At 32.9% G+C, this 22,027-nt stretch carries 17 protein-coding genes and 1 tRNA gene; 4 read left to right on the top strand and 14 right to left on the bottom strand.

All coding sequences use genetic code 11. The annotated features are described in order from the left end of the window. Nucleotides 1-27 precede the first annotated feature (27 nt). Genes ACFWU4_RS02695 through ACFWU4_RS02725 form a run of 7 tightly spaced genes read right to left on the bottom strand, consistent with a single transcriptional unit; the run spans nucleotide 28 to nucleotide 5,807 of the window. Nucleotides 28-1,188 (bottom strand): metal ABC transporter permease, encoded by a 1,161-nt coding sequence (locus ACFWU4_RS02695; protein WP_411124615.1) that lies wholly within the window; start codon nucleotides 1,186-1,188, stop codon nucleotides 28-30. Beyond that, complete coding sequence (locus ACFWU4_RS02700; RefSeq protein ID WP_411127214.1) at nucleotides 1,181-2,308, bottom strand: metal ABC transporter permease; 1,128 nt, start codon at nucleotides 2,306-2,308, stop codon at nucleotides 1,181-1,183. Before ACFWU4_RS02700 ends, ACFWU4_RS02695 begins: the two co-directional genes overlap by 8 nt. A 5-nt stretch (nucleotides 2,309-2,313) precedes the next feature. After that, nucleotides 2,314-2,706, bottom strand: a complete 393-nt coding sequence (locus ACFWU4_RS02705) for a VOC family protein (protein ID WP_411124616.1) — start codon at nucleotides 2,704-2,706, stop codon at nucleotides 2,314-2,316. 4 nt (nucleotides 2,707-2,710) lie between these two features. After that, nucleotides 2,711-3,445 carry a metal ABC transporter ATP-binding protein gene (locus tag ACFWU4_RS02710; RefSeq protein ID WP_411124618.1) on the bottom strand — a complete coding sequence of 245 codons (735 nt, stop codon included), beginning with the start codon at nucleotides 3,443-3,445 and terminating at the stop codon, nucleotides 2,711-2,713. Then, nucleotides 3,445-4,353 carry a metal ABC transporter solute-binding protein, Zn/Mn family gene (locus ACFWU4_RS02715; protein ID WP_411124620.1) on the bottom strand — a complete coding sequence of 303 codons (909 nt, stop codon included), beginning with the start codon at nucleotides 4,351-4,353 and terminating at the stop codon, nucleotides 3,445-3,447. Before ACFWU4_RS02715 ends, ACFWU4_RS02710 begins: the two co-directional genes overlap by 1 nt. 7 nt (nucleotides 4,354-4,360) lie before the next feature. Continuing rightward, nucleotides 4,361-5,161 carry a transporter gene (locus ACFWU4_RS02720; protein ID WP_411124622.1) on the bottom strand — a complete coding sequence of 267 codons (801 nt, stop codon included), beginning with the start codon at nucleotides 5,159-5,161 and terminating at the stop codon, nucleotides 4,361-4,363. Then, nucleotides 5,148-5,807: a metal-dependent transcriptional regulator gene (locus ACFWU4_RS02725; RefSeq protein WP_411124624.1), complete on the bottom strand. Its 660-nt coding sequence runs from the start codon at nucleotides 5,805-5,807 to the stop codon at nucleotides 5,148-5,150. Before ACFWU4_RS02725 ends, ACFWU4_RS02720 begins: the two co-directional genes overlap by 14 nt. Before the next feature lie 154 nt (nucleotides 5,808-5,961). On the opposite strand from ACFWU4_RS02725, the gene ACFWU4_RS02730 reads away from it, so the two are divergent. Further along, nucleotides 5,962-6,399, top strand: a complete 438-nt coding sequence (locus ACFWU4_RS02730; protein WP_411124626.1) for a hypothetical protein — start codon at nucleotides 5,962-5,964, stop codon at nucleotides 6,397-6,399. 173 nt (nucleotides 6,400-6,572) lie between these two features. Here ACFWU4_RS02730 and feoB read toward each other — a convergent pair whose 3' ends face one another. The 3 genes from feoB to ACFWU4_RS02745 all read right to left on the bottom strand — a co-directional run bounded on the left by feoB (nucleotide 6,573) and on the right by ACFWU4_RS02745 (nucleotide 9,648). Next, nucleotides 6,573-8,672 carry a ferrous iron transport protein B gene (gene feoB, locus ACFWU4_RS02735; protein ID WP_411124628.1) on the bottom strand — a complete coding sequence of 700 codons (2,100 nt, stop codon included), beginning with the start codon at nucleotides 8,670-8,672 and terminating at the stop codon, nucleotides 6,573-6,575. Then, the gene (locus tag ACFWU4_RS02740; RefSeq protein ID WP_411127216.1) at nucleotides 8,665-8,898 is read right to left on the bottom strand and encodes a ferrous iron transport protein A; all 234 of its coding nucleotides are present in this window, start codon (nucleotides 8,896-8,898) and stop codon (nucleotides 8,665-8,667) included. Before ACFWU4_RS02740 ends, feoB begins: the two co-directional genes overlap by 8 nt. 69 nt (nucleotides 8,899-8,967) lie before the next feature. Continuing rightward, the gene (locus ACFWU4_RS02745) at nucleotides 8,968-9,648 is read right to left on the bottom strand and encodes an SCO family protein (RefSeq protein ID WP_411124630.1); all 681 of its coding nucleotides are present in this window, start codon (nucleotides 9,646-9,648) and stop codon (nucleotides 8,968-8,970) included. Between the two features lie 194 nt (nucleotides 9,649-9,842). Between ACFWU4_RS02745 and rseP the strand changes: the two genes are divergently transcribed. The 3 genes from rseP (at nucleotide 9,843) to ACFWU4_RS02760 (ending at nucleotide 16,597) form a co-directional block, all read left to right on the top strand. After that, nucleotides 9,843-11,186 (top strand): RIP metalloprotease RseP, encoded by a 1,344-nt coding sequence (gene rseP, locus ACFWU4_RS02750; RefSeq protein WP_411124632.1) that lies wholly within the window; start codon nucleotides 9,843-9,845, stop codon nucleotides 11,184-11,186. A gap of 96 nt (nucleotides 11,187-11,282) precedes the next feature. Continuing rightward, a tRNA-Asn gene (locus ACFWU4_RS02755) sits at nucleotides 11,283-11,356 on the top strand. A gap of 135 nt (nucleotides 11,357-11,491) precedes the next feature. Beyond that, nucleotides 11,492-16,597, top strand: a complete 5,106-nt coding sequence (locus ACFWU4_RS02760; protein WP_411124634.1) for a T9SS type B sorting domain-containing protein — start codon at nucleotides 11,492-11,494, stop codon at nucleotides 16,595-16,597. 23 nt (nucleotides 16,598-16,620) lie between these two features. Here ACFWU4_RS02760 and ACFWU4_RS02765 read toward each other — a convergent pair whose 3' ends face one another. Genes ACFWU4_RS02765 through ACFWU4_RS02780 form a run of 4 tightly spaced genes read right to left on the bottom strand, consistent with a single transcriptional unit; the run spans nucleotide 16,621 to nucleotide 22,027 of the window. Continuing rightward, on the bottom strand, nucleotides 16,621-18,747 hold the full coding sequence (locus tag ACFWU4_RS02765) for a c-type cytochrome domain-containing protein (protein ID WP_411124636.1): 2,127 nt from the start codon (nucleotides 18,745-18,747) through the stop codon (nucleotides 16,621-16,623). Next, nucleotides 18,740-19,525: an FN3 associated domain-containing protein gene (locus tag ACFWU4_RS02770; RefSeq protein WP_411124638.1), complete on the bottom strand. Its 786-nt coding sequence runs from the start codon at nucleotides 19,523-19,525 to the stop codon at nucleotides 18,740-18,742. Before ACFWU4_RS02770 ends, ACFWU4_RS02765 begins: the two co-directional genes overlap by 8 nt. Further along, on the bottom strand, nucleotides 19,522-20,568 hold the full coding sequence (locus tag ACFWU4_RS02775; RefSeq protein ID WP_411124640.1) for a 6-bladed beta-propeller: 1,047 nt from the start codon (nucleotides 20,566-20,568) through the stop codon (nucleotides 19,522-19,524). Before ACFWU4_RS02775 ends, ACFWU4_RS02770 begins: the two co-directional genes overlap by 4 nt. 1 nt (nucleotide 20,569) lies before the next feature. After that, nucleotides 20,570-22,027, bottom strand: coding sequence for a DUF1501 domain-containing protein (locus ACFWU4_RS02780; protein ID WP_411124642.1), 1,458 nt, complete (start codon nucleotides 22,025-22,027; stop codon nucleotides 20,570-20,572).

A 22,027-nucleotide genomic window follows, 5' to 3' on the forward strand; every position in this document is an offset into this window, starting at 1 on the left:
ATGCTTGTTAAAACAAGACTTTAAAGGTTAACCTCTAAACAAAAAGAAGTCATCTTTCATATCTTCAATTTGTGTGTCTTCATTGGTAATAATATAATCGATGGCTTTTGAAGTAAATTCATCGCCTTTAATGGTAAGAGAGACAATATTGTTTTCTATATGAATCATATTATTTTTTTGAGCTAAATCTAATACAGATTTAGAACGTACCTTTTGCCAATTAATATGTTCATTAAGATGTTTAACATGGCGTTCTGATTCTTCATCATGATTTTTTAAGTGCAATAAAAATGTAAGTAAAGAAACTTCTGTTCGTTGCTGTCTTTCTCTGTAAAGCACTGCAATTATGCCTTTTGTTGGAGCAAATAAGTATACCATCAAAAACACCAATCCAAGAACTGTGGTTATAGAACCTGCGATTGATGCATCTAACCAATGCGCTACCCAATATCCAAAAATGGCACTAAAGATTCCAAACCCGATAGCTAAACCAAGCATCTTCTTTAAGTCTGTGGTCAATAAATATGCAGCAGCAGCTGGTGCTATCATAAGGGCAACAACAAGTATAGCACCTACAGCATCAAATGCTCCAACCGTAGTGACTGAAGATACAGACATTAATCCATAATGAATGACAGCAGGAGAAAATCCTAAAGATGCTGCTAATCCTTTATCAAAGGTACTCACTTTTAATTCTTTAAAAAATGTAAACAATAAGATTACAGTAATAAGTAAAATTGTACCAACAATCCATAAAGATTTAGGACCAACATCTGCTCCGCTAATTATTAATCTATCAAATGGAGCAAAAGCTAATTCACCCAACAAAACAGCGTCGACATCTAAATGTACATCATTAGCGTTTTTAGCAATCATAATGACACCAATACTAAATAATGCAGGAAATACTAAACCTATGGCAGTATCTTCTTTAACCAATCCTGTTTTTTGAATATACTCAACTAATATTACTGTAATTATTCCTGTTAATGCAGCAAGAAGAATAAGTAATGGTGAATTTAAATCGTGGGTAATAAAAAAACCAATGACGATGCCAGGTAAAATAGAATGACTTATGGCATCACTTATCATAGCCATTTTCCGAAGTACTAAAAATGTACCGGGAATTGCACAAGCAACAGCGACTAAACTAGCAATAAGTTGTATTTCTAATTGCGCACTACTCATTTTCAGTTGTTTGTTTGGTGTATAGATTAGCTGCGATATCAAAACCGGTTTCAGTTAAGCTCCACATGTTACCGTTAATCTGAACATAGTCTTTATCTACTAATTTTTGAAGCGTAGACTTTGTATAGCCTTGAAAATTATTCAATAATCTAATAGCGTGTGGGTGCGAAATGTCTTCATGTGTTTCAGCTATGTTATGCATAAAAGCTAAGGTTTTATGTAATTCTAAATCGCGACGATTTTTTATAAATCGAATTTGTTTAAATAGTAAACCTCGACTTGGAGAAAATATAAATGAAACAATAACAAATACTCCTGCTACAAGAACAATTACTGGCCCTGTAGATAAGTTATTTTGACTTGCACTAATGGCAGTGCCAACAACTCCAGAAAATGCACCAAAAATAGCTGCTAAAAATACCATTATAGCCAAACTATTTGTCCATTGTCTAGCTGCTGCGGCTGGCGCTAAAAGCATGGCACTCATAAGTACAACACCAACAGTTTGTAAACCTAGAACGATTGCAAGAACAATAAAACTTGTAATCAAAATATCTATAGTCTTTGTATTAAATCCAAGTGTTTTGGTATAATCAGCATCGAATAATAGAATTTTAAATTCCTTCCAAAACGTGAGCATAACGATTAAACAAATACCCGTTACGACTGCCATCATCCAAACATCACTTTCAACCAAAGTAGCAGCTTGCCCAAACAAATATTTATCTAAACCAGCTTGATTGGCGTTAGGTTGCTTTTGAATAAATGTGAGTAACAGCATCCCGAATCCAAAAAATAATGATAGGATTAAGCCTAATGCAGTATCCGACTTTAAATGTGTTTTAGTCACAATTCCTCGGATCCAAAAGGTGCCGATGAGACCACTTACCAAAGCACCAAGTAGCAATGTATTACTGTCTTTTGCTCCAGTGATTAAAAATGCAATAGCAATTCCTGGCAATGCAGCATGAGAAATAGCATCACCAAGTAAGCTTTGTTTTCTTAAGACAGCGAAGCTTCCTAACATACCGCAAACTGCACCTAGAATAGCAGTACCGAGTGTTATGGTTCTGAGTGTATAATCTGTAAAGACAAGTTTTATGTATTCAATGAAGTCTATAGCGTTTAGTTTTTAATTGGTGTACAAATCTCAATAAGAAAACCATTAATATCCCTTAAGTAACCTACTTTTTGACCCCAAGGTTTCTCAATAATACTTTCATATTCCATAGCACCTGCATTTATTGCTTTTTCAAAGTCTGCTTCGATATTTTCCGAAGTAAAAGCCATTTCAATACCATTTGGTTTTTCAGTCAATGTTATTTTTTTGAACCCTTGTTTAAAATTAGAATTGCCTAATACATATGAGGCAAAGGCAATTGTAGTTTCTCCAGAAATTAACTCGCCATAATCAGCTTCTGGAGTTAAAAACTTCTTTTGAAAACCAAAAGCGTTCGCATAGAAGGTAATTGTCTTTTCAACATCTTCTACATAGAGAATGGTATAGGCATATTTCATAATATTACTCTTGTATACTTACCTTATAATTAATACCGTAAGTCTTTGTTAGGTTGTCATCATTAAAAATATCTTTTACAGGTCCGGTTGCAATTTTCTTTACATTTAAAAAGGTAACCCAATCAAAATACTCTGGAACGGTTTGTAAATCGTGATGAACGACAATAACAGTTTTACCTTCTTTTCTAAGTTCTTTAAGAATATTAATTATTGCAATTTCGGTTGTTGCATCTACACCTTGAAATGGCTCATCCATAAAATAAATAGATGCATTTTGAACTAACGCTCTAGCTAAAAATATACGTTGTTGTTGCCCTCCGGAAAGTTGACTAATTTGCCTATTCTTAAATGGTAGCATTCCCACTTTCTCTAAAGCTTCAAGGGCTGCTTTTTTCTCTTTTTGACCTGGTCGTTTTATCCAGCCTAGACTTCCATAAGTTCCCATTTTCACAACATCTAAAGCTGTTGTTGGGAAATCCCAATCTACGCTTCCTTTTTGAGGCACATAAGCTACTAACTTACGTTGCTTATCATATGATTTTCCGTAGATACTAACACTACCAGCAATAGGTTTTAAAATACCTAAGATAGATTTTATGAGTGTTGATTTTCCTGCTCCATTAGGTCCTACAATAGCCATTAAAACGCCTTCTGGAATCTCTAAATCTATATCCCAGAGTACAGGTTTGTAGTTATAAGCTACGGTTAAATCATCTACTTTAACGGCTATATTTTTCATTATTTGAGTGCGTTTACGATGGTATTTACGTTATACTCAAACATACCTATATATGTACCTTCGATTGTTCCTTTATTACCTAATGCATCTGAGTAAAGTGTACCTCCAATTTCAACGTTATGACCTTTAGATTTTACAGCTGCTTGTAAGGCTTCAATAGTACGTTTTGGTACTGAACTTTCTACGAAAACAGCTTTAATCTGGTTTTCGATAATAAAAGCTGATAGTTTTTGTACATCTTTAACACCAGCCTCTGTGGCTGTAGACAAACCTTGTAAACCAACCACATTAAAGTTATAAGCTTTACCAAAATAATTAAATGCATCGTGTGCTGTAACTAAGATTCGATCTTCAATAGCGAGTTCATCAACTTTGGTGATTATTTTTTCATTTAGCAATTTTAATTCCATCAAGTAAAAAGTCATATTTTTCTCATAGATTTCGGCATTTTTCGGATCTTGTTCTACCAATACTTTTGCAACTTTTTCTGCAAATAATCCAAAGTAACTAATATCAAACCAAACATGTGGGTCATAATTAGAGGCAAAATAATCTGAACCAATTAGAGTGCTTTTATCTAATTGGTCCGCTAAAGCAATTGGCGTTTTAGTAGCACTTCCCATCTTTTCAAAAACTTCAACAAGTTTTCCTTCTAGATGTAGACCGTTATAAAAAATGATATCTGCATCCACCAGTTTAGAAACATCTCCTTCACTAGCTTTATACAAGTGCGGATCAACACCCGAGCCCATTAAGCCTTGCACATTAATAGCATCTCCTCCTATGTTTTTAACCAAATCAGTAATCATGGTCGTAGTAGTGACGATATTTAATTTTCCGTCGTCTTTAGTTTCATTTTTACAGCTATAAACGGATATTATGGAAAGAAGTAATAGTATTTTTTTCATCAATAAATTATTTTTTAAGCATTCTATAACTAAGTCCCATTCCCAATAATAAATCTTGACCTTCAGTAATACTGGTACCACCATAAATATCAAACTGTAAGTTGTTGCTGGCTAAATATGTAAATCCTGCATCCCAATAATGATTCGCAGAATTATCTTCTGGGAAGTCACCATATAATTCGGCATAAAACCCGAATTTATCTGAAAGACTATAACCATAAGCCACAGTATATATTGCAGCAGCTTCAGGAGAATCGTCTCCCCATTGCGCACCAATATTATAACCTAAACTAGATTTTTCGCCTAGGGTATGAGATAACGAGAATCTAAAATCTACTCCTGTAGTTTCTGGCCTAAAATCTGTTGAAGCACTAAATAATGGAAATACATGACCAATTAATGCAATCTCTGGCATGCCATCTTTTTCTTCGGCAATATCAATTTTAACACCTAAGAGTAAAGGGGAGAGTCCGCTTGCAACATTATCTAATTTATTACCATTGAGTTTAGTTACGCCTTCTACAAAATTCCATCCTAAGCGTAACTCTAAATTGTCTAGTATACCATAACGAACAAGCATAGTGTTATACGTATAGGATTCTGATTTTATATTATTTGCTTCAAAAGTTTCGTATAGTCCTCCTGTTTCAAGTTGTAAAACACCTTTTCCAACAGTTGAAGATGCTTCAGTAGCATCTGGTCTGTCTGTAACGAGAGCTTCGCCTTCTTCATTTTCTTGAGCAAAAGAGAAAAGCATTGAAATAAATAGGATGGTACTTAGTGTTATATTTCTATTAGTTGATTGCATTGACATAAATTAAAGTTGTGAAATCTTGGTTGAGTAAAATTGTATTGTTCTCGACTGATAATTCAGTCATCTTGTTGTTTATGAATTGTTTTGATACCAGTACCTCGTGGCCATATTTTAATTTGTGATGCGCGCAAAACTCAAAGAATTCTTTATCATCACTCATTAATCGAGATATCACGTAATGCTTACCTTCTTCTGCATTAGCAAGGGAAATAGATGTATCAATCGTTGTTATTTCTCCATTAGCATTTGGAATGGGATCTCCATGCGGATCAAATTTTGGGTGGCCTAAATAAGCACTAATTTTATCGGCTAATAAATCTGAGGTTTGGTGTTCTAAAAGTTCAGCTTCTTTATGAATATCATGAAGAGACATATCGAACATTTTAAATAAAAAAGCCTCCCAAAGTCTATGTTTTCTAACGACACTTAAAGCCATTTTTTTACCCTTTTCCGTAAGCTGAAGTTCTTGATATTTTTGGTAATGTAACAAATCTTTAACGGCTAGTTTTTTAGCCATATCTGTTGCTGCTGCGCTAGAAATCCCAAGTTTTTTGGCAATGTTACCAGGCTTGGTGTCTTTAGCATTATTAGAATTATTTTTGTAAATAGCTTTAACAAAGTTTTCAATAGCAATTGACATTAACGATAGCTTTAATTAATTTTTAAGTAAGCTTAAATATTTTTCAAATGTAGCTAAAAAAATTAAAATAAGGGACGTTAAAATATGATTTTGTAACGCAATGTGATTTTTATCGTCTTTTAATTGTAAAACAATTAGTTTTAAAAAAGTTTTTATGAAATCAATAATATATTTAGTCGTCTTTTGTTTTTCTTGTCTTTTTGGTAAGATTGAAGCACAAACTCAAATTGTTAAAGATTCAATGAGTATCGCTAAAGTTGTTGGACTTCAAGAAAAAGTGGATTATAAAAACTTTCAAGTAAAATTTAAAAAAGTAATAGCAGATTCTAGATGCCCAAAGCATGTAATGTGCGTTAGAGCTGGTGAAGCAGATGTGTTAGTTTCGATTTATAAAAACGAGAATTTTGTTGGTGACAAAAAAATAAGGATTGACGCGAGTGGTTATGTAATGGAATCTAATAATTTAGCCTTTGACGCTAAAGATTTTAAAATTTATGGATTTGCCTTAACTCCATATCCTACTGGAACAGATGATACTACAAATGCTAATTATGAATTAGAACTTGTTTTTAAGCCTAAAGTTTTAAAATAAAATAAAGAGTCTCTTTTCTTAAAGGGAATTTTTAATTACAGCCACACCCACCATTACTTCCACAAGCCTTAGTGTTTTTTTTCTTGGGTGACCAAATAAACTTTTTGACTAAGAAAATCAATGCTAGTGTTAATGCTGAAAAGACGAGTATGTTTTGAATAATAGCGTTCATTTTATTTTAAAACTTGAAAAGCAATTAATGCCACAACATAAGCAAAAGCACTCATAATTACAAGCTGATACATTGGCCACTTCCATGAGTTAGTTTCGCGTTTTACAATAGCTAATGTGCTCATACATTGCATGGCAAATGCATAAAATAATAATAATGATATACCCGAAGCAAAGTTAAATAATGGGCCTCCAAGAATAGGATTAACTTCTCCGGCCATTCGGTTTTTAATAGTTTCTTCTTCGTCGCTACCAACACTATAGATAGTAGCTAATGTACCAACAAAGACCTCTCTAGCAGCAAAAGAACTTACTATAGCAATTCCTATTTTCCAATCATAACCTAATGGTCTTATGGCTGGTTCTATAGCATGGCCTGCAATACCAATAAACGAATGTTCTAACTTATGAGATGCTATTTTTTGTTGTAGCTCGCTATCTGATAAATTATCTGCAGCGTATTGCTCTGTAATAATAGATTGGGCATTGTTAAATTGTTCGCCAGGTCCATAAGAGGCTAAAAACCATAGTACTATTGATATTGCTAAGATTATTTTACCTGCGCCAAATACAAAAGATTTTGTTTTTTCAATGACGGTTAATGCCACATTTTTAAACATTGGCAACTTGTAATTTGGCATTTCTACAACAAAAAATGTCTTACTTTTTACTTTAAGAATTTTGTTTAAAATCCATGCAGAACCGACTGCTGCGGCAAAACCAATTAAGTATAAAAGCATTAATGTTAGGGCTTGATAGCTTAGGCCTAAAAAACGCCCTTCAGGAATGACTAAAGAAATTATTATTAAATAAACAGGCAGTCTTGCAGAGCATGTTGTAAATGGTGTTACTAAGATTGTGATAAGGCGCTCTTTCCAACTTTCTATATTACGAGTTGCCATAATTGCTGGTATAGCACAAGCTGTGCCAGAAATAAGAGGCACAACACTTTTTCCACTAAGCCCAAAACGTCGCATAATACGATCCATTAGAAATACAACACGACTCATATAACCACTTTCTTCTAGAATGGAGATAAATAGAAATAAAAATGCGATTTGAGGAATAAAAATAACAATACCACCCAAGCCAGCAATAATTCCTTCTGCTAATAAATTGGTAAATGCGCCTTCTGGCAATGTGTTTTTTGTCCACTCACTAAGTGATGCAAATGTGCTATCAATAAAGTCCATCGGTATGCTAGACCAATCATAGATAGCTTGGAAAATCAATAGTAATATCACCCCAAAAATTAAATAGCCCCAAACTTTGTGAGTGAGTATTCGATCTAATTTTATCCTTAAATCTTTGGCTGAATTTAAATCTATAGTCTGCCCTTTTTTAAGTGTATCATTAATGAACTGATATCGCTTTATAGTTTCCTTTTGCTGCAGTCTTTTTAAATCAGTTTCTGTCTTAGTTTTAAAACTAGAAACAGCATCTATAGTTTTTCTATCTGTTTTACCAAAGTTGACATCTTGAGTAATTACCAACCAAAGTTTATATAATAGCTGATTTGGAAATGCTTTTCTTAAGTTATCGAAGTAATTTTTATCTATTGAAGAAGCATCCATACATGGTTTTATGGAAAGCTCTTTATAATTTGAGATGCATTCTTTCAGCTCAGAAATACCTTTCTTTTTTCGAGTACTGATTAATGCAATTTTTGTTTCGAGCTGTTGTTCAAGAAAAGGAATATCTAATGTAATCCCTTTATACTCCATTCGGTCGGACATGTTAATTACTAAGATTGTTGGAATTTCTAAATCCTTAATCTGAGTAAATAATAATAGGTTACGTTTTAGATTTTCAACATCACTCACTACGACAGCAACATCAGGAAAATCTTTGTCATTTTTGTTTAGAAGTAATTCTATAACAACATTTTCATCTAATGAGGATGCGTTTAAACTGTACGTTCCGGGTAAATCAATAATATGAGCCTTTACACCTCTTGGAAGTTTACAGATACCTTCTTTTTTCTCAACTGTAATACCAGGATAATTACCCACTTTTTGGTTTAACCCAGTTAATGCATTAAATACAGAGGTTTTACCAGTATTAGGATTTCCTATTAAAGCGACATTAATTTGCTTACTCATTTATTTTTTTAATTAATATATGAATAGCCGTTTCTTTTCGTATAGCTAAATGAGATCCATTGATATTAAGATACATAGGGTCAGCGAAAGGCGCCACTTGCACTAATTCGACAGAGTTACCAGGTAAACAACCCATTTCTAGAAGTTTTAAAGGAATTTCTGATGCAGATACATCAGTAATGATACCTCGTTGTCCACGTTTTAAATCTGCTAATGTCAATCTTATTCTTATTTAGATTAATTTTAAAGAAGCAAAAATAATAGAAAAATTTAGCCTAAAAAAGATTTACTAAAACTATTGCTCGTATTCTTTTTTTAAAGTTTCTAAATCTCTCAATAAAGAGTCTATTCCTGCTTTAGAAATACCATTATAAGTTCCTCTAATACGTTTATTTTTATCTATTAATGCAAAATTTTCGGTGTGGATCATGCCATAATTGTTTAAACCATCATCTTCAACTACCATATAAGATTTTCTTGCTAAATCATAGATTTGTTTTCGGTCACCAGTGACTAAATTCCATTTCTCATCAATAACGCCCTTTTTTATAGCATAGCGTTTTAACTGAGCAACACTATCAATTTCTGGTGTTACAGAATGTGATAGTAGCATTACTTCGCTATCATCTTTTATTACTTTTTGTATATCTAACATGTTACTTGTCATTATTGGGCAAATAGTTTGGCATGTGGTAAAAAAGAAATCAGTAATGTAAATTTTATCTTTATAATTATTTTGCGTTATGGTGTCACCATTTTGATTTATTAATTTAAAATCAGCGACAGTATGATACTTTTCAATATGCTGAATAGAACTATCTACTAATTTAGTTTCAAAATCCGAAGGTTGATAAACAGGTAGACGCTCATTATCTTGATTAAGTACACTATAGATCGCAATAATTATAATAAGACATAGTGTAGAAAAGAAAATTCCGAATTTTTTGTAGTCTTTAAAAAAAGAAAGAAAGGACATTGAATTTAACTTAGAATTTCTGAAATACAAAGGTACAACCGAAGCTAATTTTATAATACTTTTTTAACACAAATATGGAATTAAAAACCACTCACTTATAAATGATTGTTAAAAATAATCCGATTGGAAATACATTTATTTCCTAAGTTGCTTGAAAACCTTACTTTTGTCAATCGAAATTTGAAAATGACTACATGGAATTTGTAATTAAGATATCTCAATTTTTACTCAGTTTATCCTTGCTTATTGTATTACACGAGCTTGGACACTTTATACCAGCTAAACTTTTTAAAACTAAAGTTGAAAAATTTTACCTCTTTTTTGATGTAAAATATTCACTATTTAAGAAGAAAATCGGAGAAACGGTCTATGGTATTGGTTGGTTACCTCTTGGTGGTTATGTTAAAATTGCAGGTATGATAGATGAGAGCATGGATAAAGAACAGATGGCCCAACCACCACAACCTTGGGAGTTTAGATCTAAACCAGCTTGGCAACGTTTAATTATTATGTTAGGTGGTGTTACGGTTAATTTTATACTCGCTTATATTATATATGTAGCTTTATCTTTTACTTATGGTGATACAGATGTTACTACAGAAAGTATGCAAGATGGATTTTGGATAGAAAACCAATTGCTTTTAGATGTTGGTTTTAAGACTGGTGATAAAATTGTTGCAATTAATGATGAAAAAGTTACCACATACTCTGGTGTAAGAAAAAATCTTATAAAGGGTGAAAAATATGCTATTGTTAGAAATGGTGTTAATGAAGAGATAGTATTACCAAAAGATTTTCTGGGTCAGTTATCTTCTGCTGAAAGAAAAAATGGAACGTTTAAATTAAGAATACCATTCATGGTTGGCGATGTTCCCGATACGTCAATAAATAAAAGCGTAGATCTTAAAACAGGTGATATCCTTTTATCACTCAATGGAAAAGATGTACGTTATTTTGACCAAGTAGAATCTCGTATGTCTGCGTATAAAGACCAATCTGTAAATGCCATATTTTTAAGAGAAGACGAAAAAATAAATAGAACTTTAACGGTCAGTCCTGAGGGAAAAATTGAAGTAGGTTTGGCCACACATAATTCTAGATTTGCAGAATTAGGGTATTTCGATATTATTCATAAAGACTATACCTTTTTGGAAAGTTTTGGTGGAGGCATAGATAAATTTAAAGATCAGGTTTCTAATTATTTCGATCAATTAGGAAAGATATTTACACCAAGCACTGGTGCCTATAAAGGAGTAGGTGGTTTTAAAGCAATTTTCGATGTTTTCCCAGACCAATGGAATTGGCAAGATTTCTGGAGTTTAACTGCATTTTTATCTATAATGTTAGCGATATTAAACCTATTACCTATACCAGCATTAGATGGTGGGCATGTGGTATTCTTATTGTTTGAAATGATATCTGGACGTAAACCAAGTGAGAAATTTTTAGAGCGTGCACAAGTCGTTGGTTTCTTTATTTTAATAGCGTTGGTTTTATTCGCTAATGGAAACGATATTTTCAAAGCTATTACCAACTAAATATTTTTAGAAATCAACCTTAAAAAAATAAGTTTTCTTTTGGCGCAAACAAAAAAAATAATTTATATTTGCATCCGCTAACGCGAAAAATAACCTTCCTCTTTAGCTCAGTTGGTTAGAGCATCTGACTGTTAATCAGAGGGTCCAAAGTTCGAGTCTTTGAAGAGGAGCAAACAAAGCCATTACGAGAGTAGTGGCTTTTTTGTTTTCAAGAATGATTTTATAGTTTATGAAATTAAACCTTTAGCACTTAAATTAGTCTTAACTAAGTTAAATTATATAAATTAGTTTTTTAAACTTATTAAGTGTCTCAAAATTCTAACCCGATAAAATTTTTTACAGTTGTAATTATTGCATTATTAAGCTTTAACAGCTATGCTCAATTAAGTAAAACACATTATATACCGCCTTTAACAAGTGCAGAATTTGGTAATGCCAATCCCGAAGGTCAATTCTTATATCTTTCTACGCCAAGTGCTGCAGATGTTGCATATACAATTAAACCTATTGGTTTGCCAACTACGAGTTATATCACTGGTTTAGTTTCTAACACTAATCCAGAGGTAATAAGTATAGGCACAGGTAATGGACAATTATTTGTTGCTTCTAACCAAACAAGTACAATTACTAATAAGGGATATGTTATAGAGGCAGAAGACGTTATCTATGTTTCTGTAAGAATGGAGGCAGGTGATGGTGCACAGGCAGGTGCATTAGTGAGCAAAGGCTCTTCAGCTTTAGGACAACAGTTTAGGGTAGGTAGTTTTACAAATGAAAATCCACAAAATAATTATTTAAATTTCGTTTCCGTTATGGCAACTGAAGATAATACAGAAATTGTATTTAGTGATCTTCCAGCAGGACTAGTTATTAAAAACTATACAGGAGCTACTCCTGTTTCCATAATTCTAGATGAAAATGAAAGCTATACGATTGCTACTAATAGTCTAGATGGTATTATAAATAGGGATGGTTTAATAGGTTGCTTAGTTACTTCAAATAAGGACATTGTGGTTAATTGTGGTTCAGCAAATGGAAGTTTTGATAATGGCAACGGTAGAGATTATGGTATAGATCAAATAGTTGGTGCGTCTAAAATAGGTGATGAATATATTTTTGTACAAGGGGATGGTACAGATAACTGGGAGAATGTATTGATTGTAGCCCATTCAGATAATACTACTATTAGTATAAATGGTAATGGTACTGTTGCCACTATAGATGCAGGGAATTATTACCTTATTGAAGGAAACAATTATAACTTAAATGGAAATATGTATGTGCAAACATCGGAGGATGTTTTTGCATATCAAGGTGTTGGAGCAACCACTAGTGAAGCCAATCAAGGTATGTTTTTTGTACCTCCATTAAGTTGTGAGGCACGAGGTAATTTAGACAATATAGCTAATATTGAAAATATTGGTACAACCGTTTATTCTGGCGGTGTTTCTGTAGTTACCAAAGTTGGCGCAACGGTTACTATTAATAATTTACCAATTACTAATTTTAATACAACTGGACCCAGTGCAGTAACAGGAAATACTGAATATGTTACTTATAAAGTTACTGGCTTGGCAGGCAATATATCAGTACAAGGTAATGATGAGTTATATTGTGCATATTTTAATTTTAATGGAGCAGCAACATCTGGTAGCTTTTATTCTGGTTTTCCATCAGCACCAGAAATTAATTTTAATGCCAACTTTGAAGCTTTAGGAAATTGTATACCTAATGTGACACTTTCTGCTGCAAACACTCAGAACTTTGATAGTTTTGAATGGTTGTTTGATGATGGATCTGGAATTGGTTTTGTTAATCTAGGTATACCAACACCCGATTTAACACCTTTACAACCAGGAACTTATAAACTTGTAGGTATCGTAACCTGTTCAGGTTTAGTTTTAGAATCCTCAGAAGTTCCGGTAAGCATATGTCCTGATGATACAGACAATGATGGGATTATTGATAACCTTGACATTGATAATGATAATGATGGTATTTTAAATTGTGAAGAGTCTAATGGTAACGTTACCATTGATATTTCAAATTTAAATCAACCAGAGTTTTTATTTATTGATGGCTCTATAAATAGTGCCCTTGCTACTGGTATTTACACCCAGTCGAGTTCTTCAGCAAATACAAATACCTTTACAGGAAATACGATAGGTGATTTTACAAGTGTTGTAAATGCTGCAAATTTGGCTGAGAATGATTATACAGTATCATTTGCTGAATTGGTTAGCATTAAGTTTTCTGAAGACACTACTATTAACCATCTTATAACAGAGGGCGAGTATTTTACTGTGAAAATTACACCAATAAATAAAAATATAACACTGGTAGATAATGATGACAGATTACTTATAGATTCTAATTTTGATGGTGTATTTGAAACAGGAGTCACTTCAATTTCTGGTTCTGAAATAAGATTTAGAATAAATCCGTCTCCAAATGGTACTGAACCGTATCAATTTTTTGCTGATAATATTGATGGATTTTCATTTATACATAACTTAGCTAATGCCACTGAAATTTCTACTTACAGGGCTAATATTTCACTTACTTGTTATAAAAAAGACTCCGATTTAGACGGTATAGAAGATGCCTTGGACCTAGATAGTGATAACGATGGTATACCAGATTATATAGAATCATTAGGTAATAATTTTGTTAATTTATCTGGTACTGATGCAGATAATAATGGGTTAGATGATATTTATGATGGTACAACATTACCCATTGATACAGATTTAGATGGAATTTTAGATTATTTAGACTTGGATAGCGATAATGATGGTATTCACGATTTGCACGAAACAGGCCAATTGGGATTATTATCAGATACAGATACTAACGGTATAGTAGATGGACCAGCACTAAATTTTGGCGCAAATGGTTGGGTAGACGATGCCGAAACATTTGTAGATAGTGGATTTTTAGGGTTTGTTCTTAATGATTTAGATACAGACACTAACTTTAGTTATATAGATTTAGATAGTGATGGCGATGATTGCAGTGATGTTATAGAAGCAGGTTTTTCTGATGGTAATACAGATGATTTATTAGGAGATTTTGCGGTTATAGTTGATGGATTTGGTTTAGTTGTAAATGCTGCAGATGGTTATATAATTCCTAATACAGATTACTTAGATGCTGCACCACTATCTATATCTACTGAGCCTATTGATACCGAAGTTTGCGAAGCTTCCGAAACAAGCATAGTGGTAATTTCTGATACTGCTGAGACCTACCAATGGGAAGTAAGTACAGATGGTATTAATTGGATTATTATTAATGATGATGTTATTTATAGTGGCACCCAAACTAATACATTAACTATTACAAACTCACCACTAGTTTTTAATAACAATTTATATAGGGCACGATTAAATAGAGTGGGAAATAGTTGTGATTTTTATACTGAAGAAATTACGCTTACAGTTTTTGCATTGCCAATAATTAATAATTTTGTCCTTTTAGTTCAGTGTGACGATGATAACGATGGGTTTAGCCCTTTTAACCTTAATGAGGCAAATGCTTTAATCTCTAATAATGCTGCTAATGAAACTTTTTCTTTCTTCATTAGTGAAGCCGCAGCTATAAATGGTGACGAGTCAGGTACAGATTTTATAAATAATCCAACAGCTTATATAAATCAAAATGTGAGTAGCGGCTTAGTTTGGGCAAGGGTAGTTTCACAGTTTGGTTGCGTAGTAGTTTCAGAAGTAGAATTACAAGTTTCTACAACTGCCATTCCTAGTAGTTTTCAGAGGACGTTCAATGTTTGTGATGATTTTCTGGATATCAACGGAAATGATAATTCCAATAATGATGATAATGACGGTATTTCAACTTTTGATTTTAGTAGTGTTAACGCCGAAGTTTTAGCTTTTATTCCAGCTGGTCAAAACCCGTTACCGCCAAGATATTTCAGAAATGAAGCAGACGCATTAGCCGAAGTTAGTGAGATTATGGATATTTCTAATTATAGGAATATTGGTTACCCAGGAACGCAGCAAATCTATATAAGAGTAGATAGTGCTATAGCAAATGATTGTTTAGGGTTGGGAACGCATATTACTTTAAATGTAGAAGAATTACCAGTCGCAAATGCAGTAAGTATTGAAGCGGAGTGTGATGACGATAATGACGGTCTTTTTCCGTTTGATACATCTCAAATTGAGCCAACCGTTTTAAATGGTCAATTACTTACAAATGTAACAGTAACTTACATTGATGCAAATGGAATGCAATTACCAAGTCCTCTACCTAATCCATTTTTAACTAGTAATCAGACGATAACTATTAGAGTAACAAACAATGTAACAGCAGATCCGAATGGAGCTTGTTTTGATGAAACTACTTTAGAGTTTGAAGTGTTTGAGTCACCAATTGCTAACTCTGTTAGTATAGCACCAGTTTGTGATACGGACGATATAGATTCTGATGGTATATTTAGTTTTGATACTTCATCAATTCAGAATGATATTTTACAAGGGCAGACCAATATGGAAGTCCGTTATTATAATAATTCTGGTGAAGAATTATCGAGTCCGCTACCTAATCCATTTATTACAGATACGCAGACGATCACGGCAACGGTTATAAACCCTTTAAATGACAGTTGCACAGATAGTACGTTATTAGAGTTTGTAGTAAACACACTGCCTGAATTTTCAATAGAGACTCCGCAAATTGTGTGTTCTTCAGATCCTAACTTTACAATTATTTTAGATCCAATAGAAGAAAACACAACTGAAGTTTATGCTTATGAATGGGTGTTTGAAGATGGCATATCACTTTCTAACGCCTCAACGCTAGAAGTTTCAATGGCTGGTACTTACACTATAACCCTCACAAAGACTGACGGTACGGGTTGTTCTAGATCTAGAGATGTTTTTGTAGATGCGTCTGAATTGGCCACAATAACTTTAGATGATATAACGGTAGTTGATATTTCAGAAAATAACAGCATAACTATAAATAATGCTAACAATAATTTGGGTTTAGGTGATTACGAATTTGCTCTAGATGACGAAAACTTGTATCAAGACGAACCATTTTTCAATAATGTTTCTCCAGGTTTTCATACCATTTATGTTAGAGATAAAAATAGGTGTGGTACAGTATCAATAGAAGTTCCTGTAATAGGTTATCCTAAGTTTTTCACACCTAATGGTGACGGTACAAATGACACATGGAATTTAAAAGGCATAAATGAGAGTTATCAAGGCAGAAGCAGTATAACTATTTATAATCGCTATGGAAAAGTGATTACCACATTTCAGGCTTTTAACGGAGGCTGGGATGGCAGATATAATGGTGCTAATTTGCCAAGCAGTGATTATTGGTTTAGCGTCATACTCGAAGATGGGAGACAATTTTCAGCACATTTTGCTTTAAAACGTTAATTCATTTTAAAATAAATGGTCCTTTACCAGAAGTAAATCTCATCAACAAAAACCCAAGAAGGATTACCTGCACTTGGATGCCAACTTGGAAGCTCTTTGTGATTTTTTACTTCAATTTTAAAAAATCTCCCTGTTATTTCTGGCATTGTAATAGTGAATTTTTTTTTTCTTAGGTTGGTATCTTTGTTTTTACGCTCTATTTTTAAATCACCAATTTTTTTAAACCTACCATTTTTAGTGTTTGAAACATATATATTAATAGTTGTTGGATATAAAATCCAACTACCAATGTCCTCTAAAGAACTAATGGTAATATTATTAACCTTTTTAGACATCCCTAAATCTATAGAAGTGCTTAGATTTTTTCCAAAATACCCAACCCAATTTCCGTCTCTAAAGTCTGTACTACCTTCTGTTAGATCAAATAATTTACTTTCATCAGAATAGTTTTCATCTGGTTTCTGGGTTACAGTAAAGTCAGTTATCTGTTGCAATATTTTAGCGTAGTTTATTATTAGTGGTTCACTAGGTTTCCAATTGTTTTTAAATACACGTGCTTTTAATATTTTAGAATCGTCTAGAACTAACGTTTTATCAAAAACAGGGGATTTAACTGTTGGTGTTTCACCATTTAGAGTATAACGAATATCTATTTCCTTTAGCCTACTTTTTATGTCTACATGTATTGTATCCACAAAAATTGTTCTATTGGTATTGACAAATGGCATTTCAAGTTGACTATTCATAAAGCCTTTAGCAATGCGATGTTGAATATCTATATTATGACTTTTAATAAGTGTTTCTGCTGTTTGTTGATCTAATCCAGTTTCCCAAGCGTAAATTGTTTTAGGTTGAATACTAATTAGTAAATCTGAAATCCCTTTATTCGTAACATCAGTTTGAAATAGATTGAGAACCTCTAGCTGTTCTAGATTTTTAAGATTCCTCAAAGTTCTATCTGTGATTAAAGTTTTGTCTAGTCGTAATGACTTTAAATTTTTTAGTTTATTCAGAATGCTAGACATATTATCGTTAAAATCTGTAGCATTTAATTCTAACTCTACAATTTGTTCTTCTAAAGGTTTAAGAAAATCAAAAGTTTCTTTAGTAGGTTTTGTGTCTAATAACTTTACATTTAATTCTGCTTCTCCAGAAACTAATTCTAATATTCTAAAACCGCCAGTTTTCGCTATTTCAATAGCATCTTTAGAAGCTTTTGGTATTTTAATTTTATCAAAAATGAGATAGTTTTTTAGTTTAGCTTTAAGTGAATCATTTTCTGAAATTGAGGTTGCATATTGCTTAAAGTCTATACCATTATTTATCCAATGTTCTATTAACCAAATTTCATCTTTGGTTAATTGTTTTTTTCCTTCGGGTGGCATATGTTCTTCATTGGATATAGCCAATTGAGTTCTTGAGAATAATAAACTATTTAGCGCATTTCCTTCACTTATAATTGGGCCACTGACTCCACCATTTAATATGGTAGTGGGAGAAATAAGAGAAAGTTCGCCTTTTTGTTTACTAGTATTGTGGCATTGTACACATTTATCATCTAAAATTTTTGCAATGACATCGTCGTACATTCGCAAACTATCAATAACTTCAATTGTATTTTCCCTTTCTGGTGCTTTAGCATATTCGGTTAAAAAATTATCACCATGAGTTAGTATACTACCGTAATGACCAGCTATACTAATTGTAATTAATGAAGCGATGAATAAAGTTAAGAATAACTTGTTAGCTTTTAAGTTTGGTTTTAAACTTATAAAATATAACATATTGATAAGTAGAGCTGTGCCAATACCAGTATACAAGTGTATATCTAGTGTGTTATTATTATAGCCACCTTCTAACGATAAAAAGTAACCTAAGAAACACGTCAATACTGAAAATAAACCCGTGAAACCAAGTAGATTTTTAATGGTATTGTCGGGATATTTATTCTGAATTCTTCCTAAAACATCTATAAAGAAAGTTACCATTAAAGCACCAATTGGTAAATGCAGTAACAATGGATGAAAGCGTCCTATAAATAGAATTAACCTCGGTGGCTCATTTGTTTTTAAACCATACAAAGTAGCTATGCCAAAAATTAAAATGACAATTAACAACAAGGTTTTATATGTTTGACTACCTCTACTCATTAAATATCCATTCGTCCATAAATAACCAAGCGGGTTTTCCTTTTCCAGGATGCCATTGGGGTAAAATACTATTTTTAAATATTATGTCAATCGAACTAATATCACTATTAATAGGTATTTCTAAAGCTGTTATACTTGTTTCTGCAAATTCATTAATTAAAGGTATTTTAGTTGCAATTGAGTCAGTTTTGTTCAAAATCAAATAAATTTCTTCGGGTGGAAAAATCCATGATTTTGTATCTACTAAATAGCCTACAGTTAACCTATTGATAAAGGTATTTTTTTTAAATTTAATATTTGCATGAGAAATGCTGTCGAATCCAACCCATTGTTTATCCTTAAAATTTTTAGTCGCTTTTTTGTTATTTATAAGTGTATTATAACCTAGACCTGGATAAGCTGAATTTTTCTTTGTTTGCCAATTTAATTCATTTGGCATGATACCTTTTTTAAATATTTTGAGTGTGCTCGTTTTACTTGGCAACCAGTCTTTGTGGTAAGCTTTAAACTTATAGATACCTTCTTTATTAACTTTTATGGGTTGATTATATATTAAAGATGATTCAGAAGGATCTGAACCGTTTATTGTATAAAATAAAGTACAACCTTTCATCTGCAGTTCTGCCTTAATTATAACTGAAGAGTCGATAATAGTATTGGTCGCTTTAACTCTTGGTGCAACCAATTCAATAGTGCTGTCTTGCAAAAATTTATTAGATTTTTTATCGTTACAACTTGTAAGTACAATTAATATAAAAGCAAACCAACTTAATTTCATACTCTTGTTAATTTAATAGGATAGGTTTGTCCAGAATTCCACTGAGCAACATAAAGATTTTCGTCATCATCAATACAAACATCATGAGGATGTTGAAACAATCTTATAGTTTGATATAACTCATCTAATTGACTATTTACATAATTTGGCTTGGTTGCACCAGGACAAGAAACAACTTCATTTTTTTCATTCATAATTAATAAAAACCCCGAGTCTTCATTGTGAGAATTTTTAGAACGCAAAACAGCAAAATAGATATTATTTTTATGAATTACGGGTCTACAAATTAAAGCTCCAGGAACATTTATAGTTTCTAAATAGTCTCCCTTTAAGCTAAAGCGTTTGAGCTGATTTAATTCTCTTGCCGTAATTAATAATGATGGATTATTTTTATCTCTATCATCATAGCAAATGCCATGTGCATTTAAAAACTGATTGTTTTCTGTGCCCTGTCCACCAAATATATTTAGCAATTCGCCTTCATTATTATAATGCGTAATGTATTGTTTACCATAACCATCAGCTACATAAATGTCCCCGTTTTCCGTCACTGTAGTTTCTGTTGGTTTAAATTCTTTTTTGTCTAAATATTTTCCTGTTTCGGAAGGAAAATCAATAGTGAAAACAACTTTTCCATCTATGGTAGTTTTTATAATTTGATGACGTTCATAATCTGTAATTAATAGAAAATCAGTTCCATTTTCTTTTACTAATGATAATCCATGAGCTCCAGGATATTTAGTTCCCCAAGTTTCTAAAAGTTTACCAGATTTGTTATAAATAATGACGTTATTTTTTACATGGTTAGTCAATAAAACAATACGTCCTTTAGAGTCTTGAACCATTTCGTGGCAATCATTAACAGGTGTTTTTAATGCATTAAGTTGCCCCCAATTTAGATCTACTTTATAACGGTGTGAGTTGTGACCAATGATAATATCTTTTGACACTTTTTCTAATGTAAAAGCATTAGCAATATCAGGAAAAGTTAAGCAGCCAAGAGTAGCATAAGAAGCTTGTTTTAGAAATTTACTTCGTTTCATATTAAACTAGTAAGTCATTTACAACATGGCCAAATACGTCAGTTAACCTAAACCGTCTTCCTTGGTGTTTATAGGTGAATTTTGTGTGATCTATTCCCATAAGATGCATCATTGTTGCTTGCAAATCATGAACATGAACAGGGTCTTTAGCGATATTATAGCCAAAATCGTCTGTTTCCCCGTAAGAGAAACCTGGTTTTACACCTCCACCAGCCATAAACATTGTAAAACATCTCGGATGATGATCTCTGCCATAGTTGGTATCTGTAAGTATACCTTGGCTATAATTAGTTCTGCCAAATTCACCGCCCCAAACTACAAGCGTATCTTCTAAAAGACCACGTTGTTTTAAATCTGAGATTAAAGCAGCAGTAGCTTGGTCAATATCTTTGGCTTGTTTAGAAATATGAGAAGGTAAATTATCGTGTTGATCCCATCCCATATGATATAGCTGAACGAATCTTACATCTTTTTCTACTAACCGTCTCGCTAATAAGCAATTTGCCGCATAGGTTCCTGGAACGGCAGCATCAGAACCATACATTTGTATAATGTGGTCTGGTTCTTTATCTATATTCATAGTTTCTGGCACGGAAGTTTGCATGCGATAAGCCATTTCATATTGCGCAATACGACTATTTATTTCTGGATCACCAAATTCTTTTTCTTGCTTTTCATTCAGTGCAGCAATGTAATCGAGCATTTTCCTGCGTTCGCTTCTTGTCATACCTTCAGGATCTTTTAAATAAAGTACAGGATCCTTTCCCGAACGAAATTGAACACCTTGGTGCAAAGAACTTAGAAACCCATTTCCCCAAAGTCTAGAATATAATGGCTGAGCTAATTTACGTCCTGTACCTCTAGATAAAAGCACACTAAAGGTGGGCAAATTATCATTTAAACTTCCAAGACCATAACTCATCCAAGATCCTATACTCGGACGACCCGCTTGTTGAGAACCTGTTTGAAAAAAAGTAATAGCAGGATCGTGATTAATAGCGTCTGTATGCATCGATTTTATGAAGCAAAGTTCATCAACAATCTTTGATGTATAAGGCATTAAGTCACTTACCCAAGCACGAGATTCGCCATATTGTTTAAATTTAAATTGACTTCCAACTAATGGAAAACGTTCTTGTCCCGAGGTCATACCTGTTAACCGTTGACCCTTTCTTACAGAGTCTGGTAGGTCTTGGCCACGCATCTTTGTTAGTAAAGGCTTGTAATCAAACAATTCTAACTGTGAAGGCCCACCACTTTGAAATAAATAGATAACGCGCTTAGCCTTGGGTGCAAAGTGAGGCAGATTGAGACCTTTTAATGGGGAATCCTCTGATTCTACGAGAGAAGAAAATGGATCTAGCATGGATGCAACTGCTAAGCCACCAACCCCAAAACCTAATTTTTTAAGGAAATGTCTTCTATTATTATTTAAGAAATGTTTATTTACCTCTTCCAT

The sequence above is a fragment of the Winogradskyella sp. PE311 genome (genome assembly GCF_046545555.1).
Lineage (GTDB): Bacteria > Bacteroidota > Bacteroidia > Flavobacteriales > Flavobacteriaceae > Winogradskyella.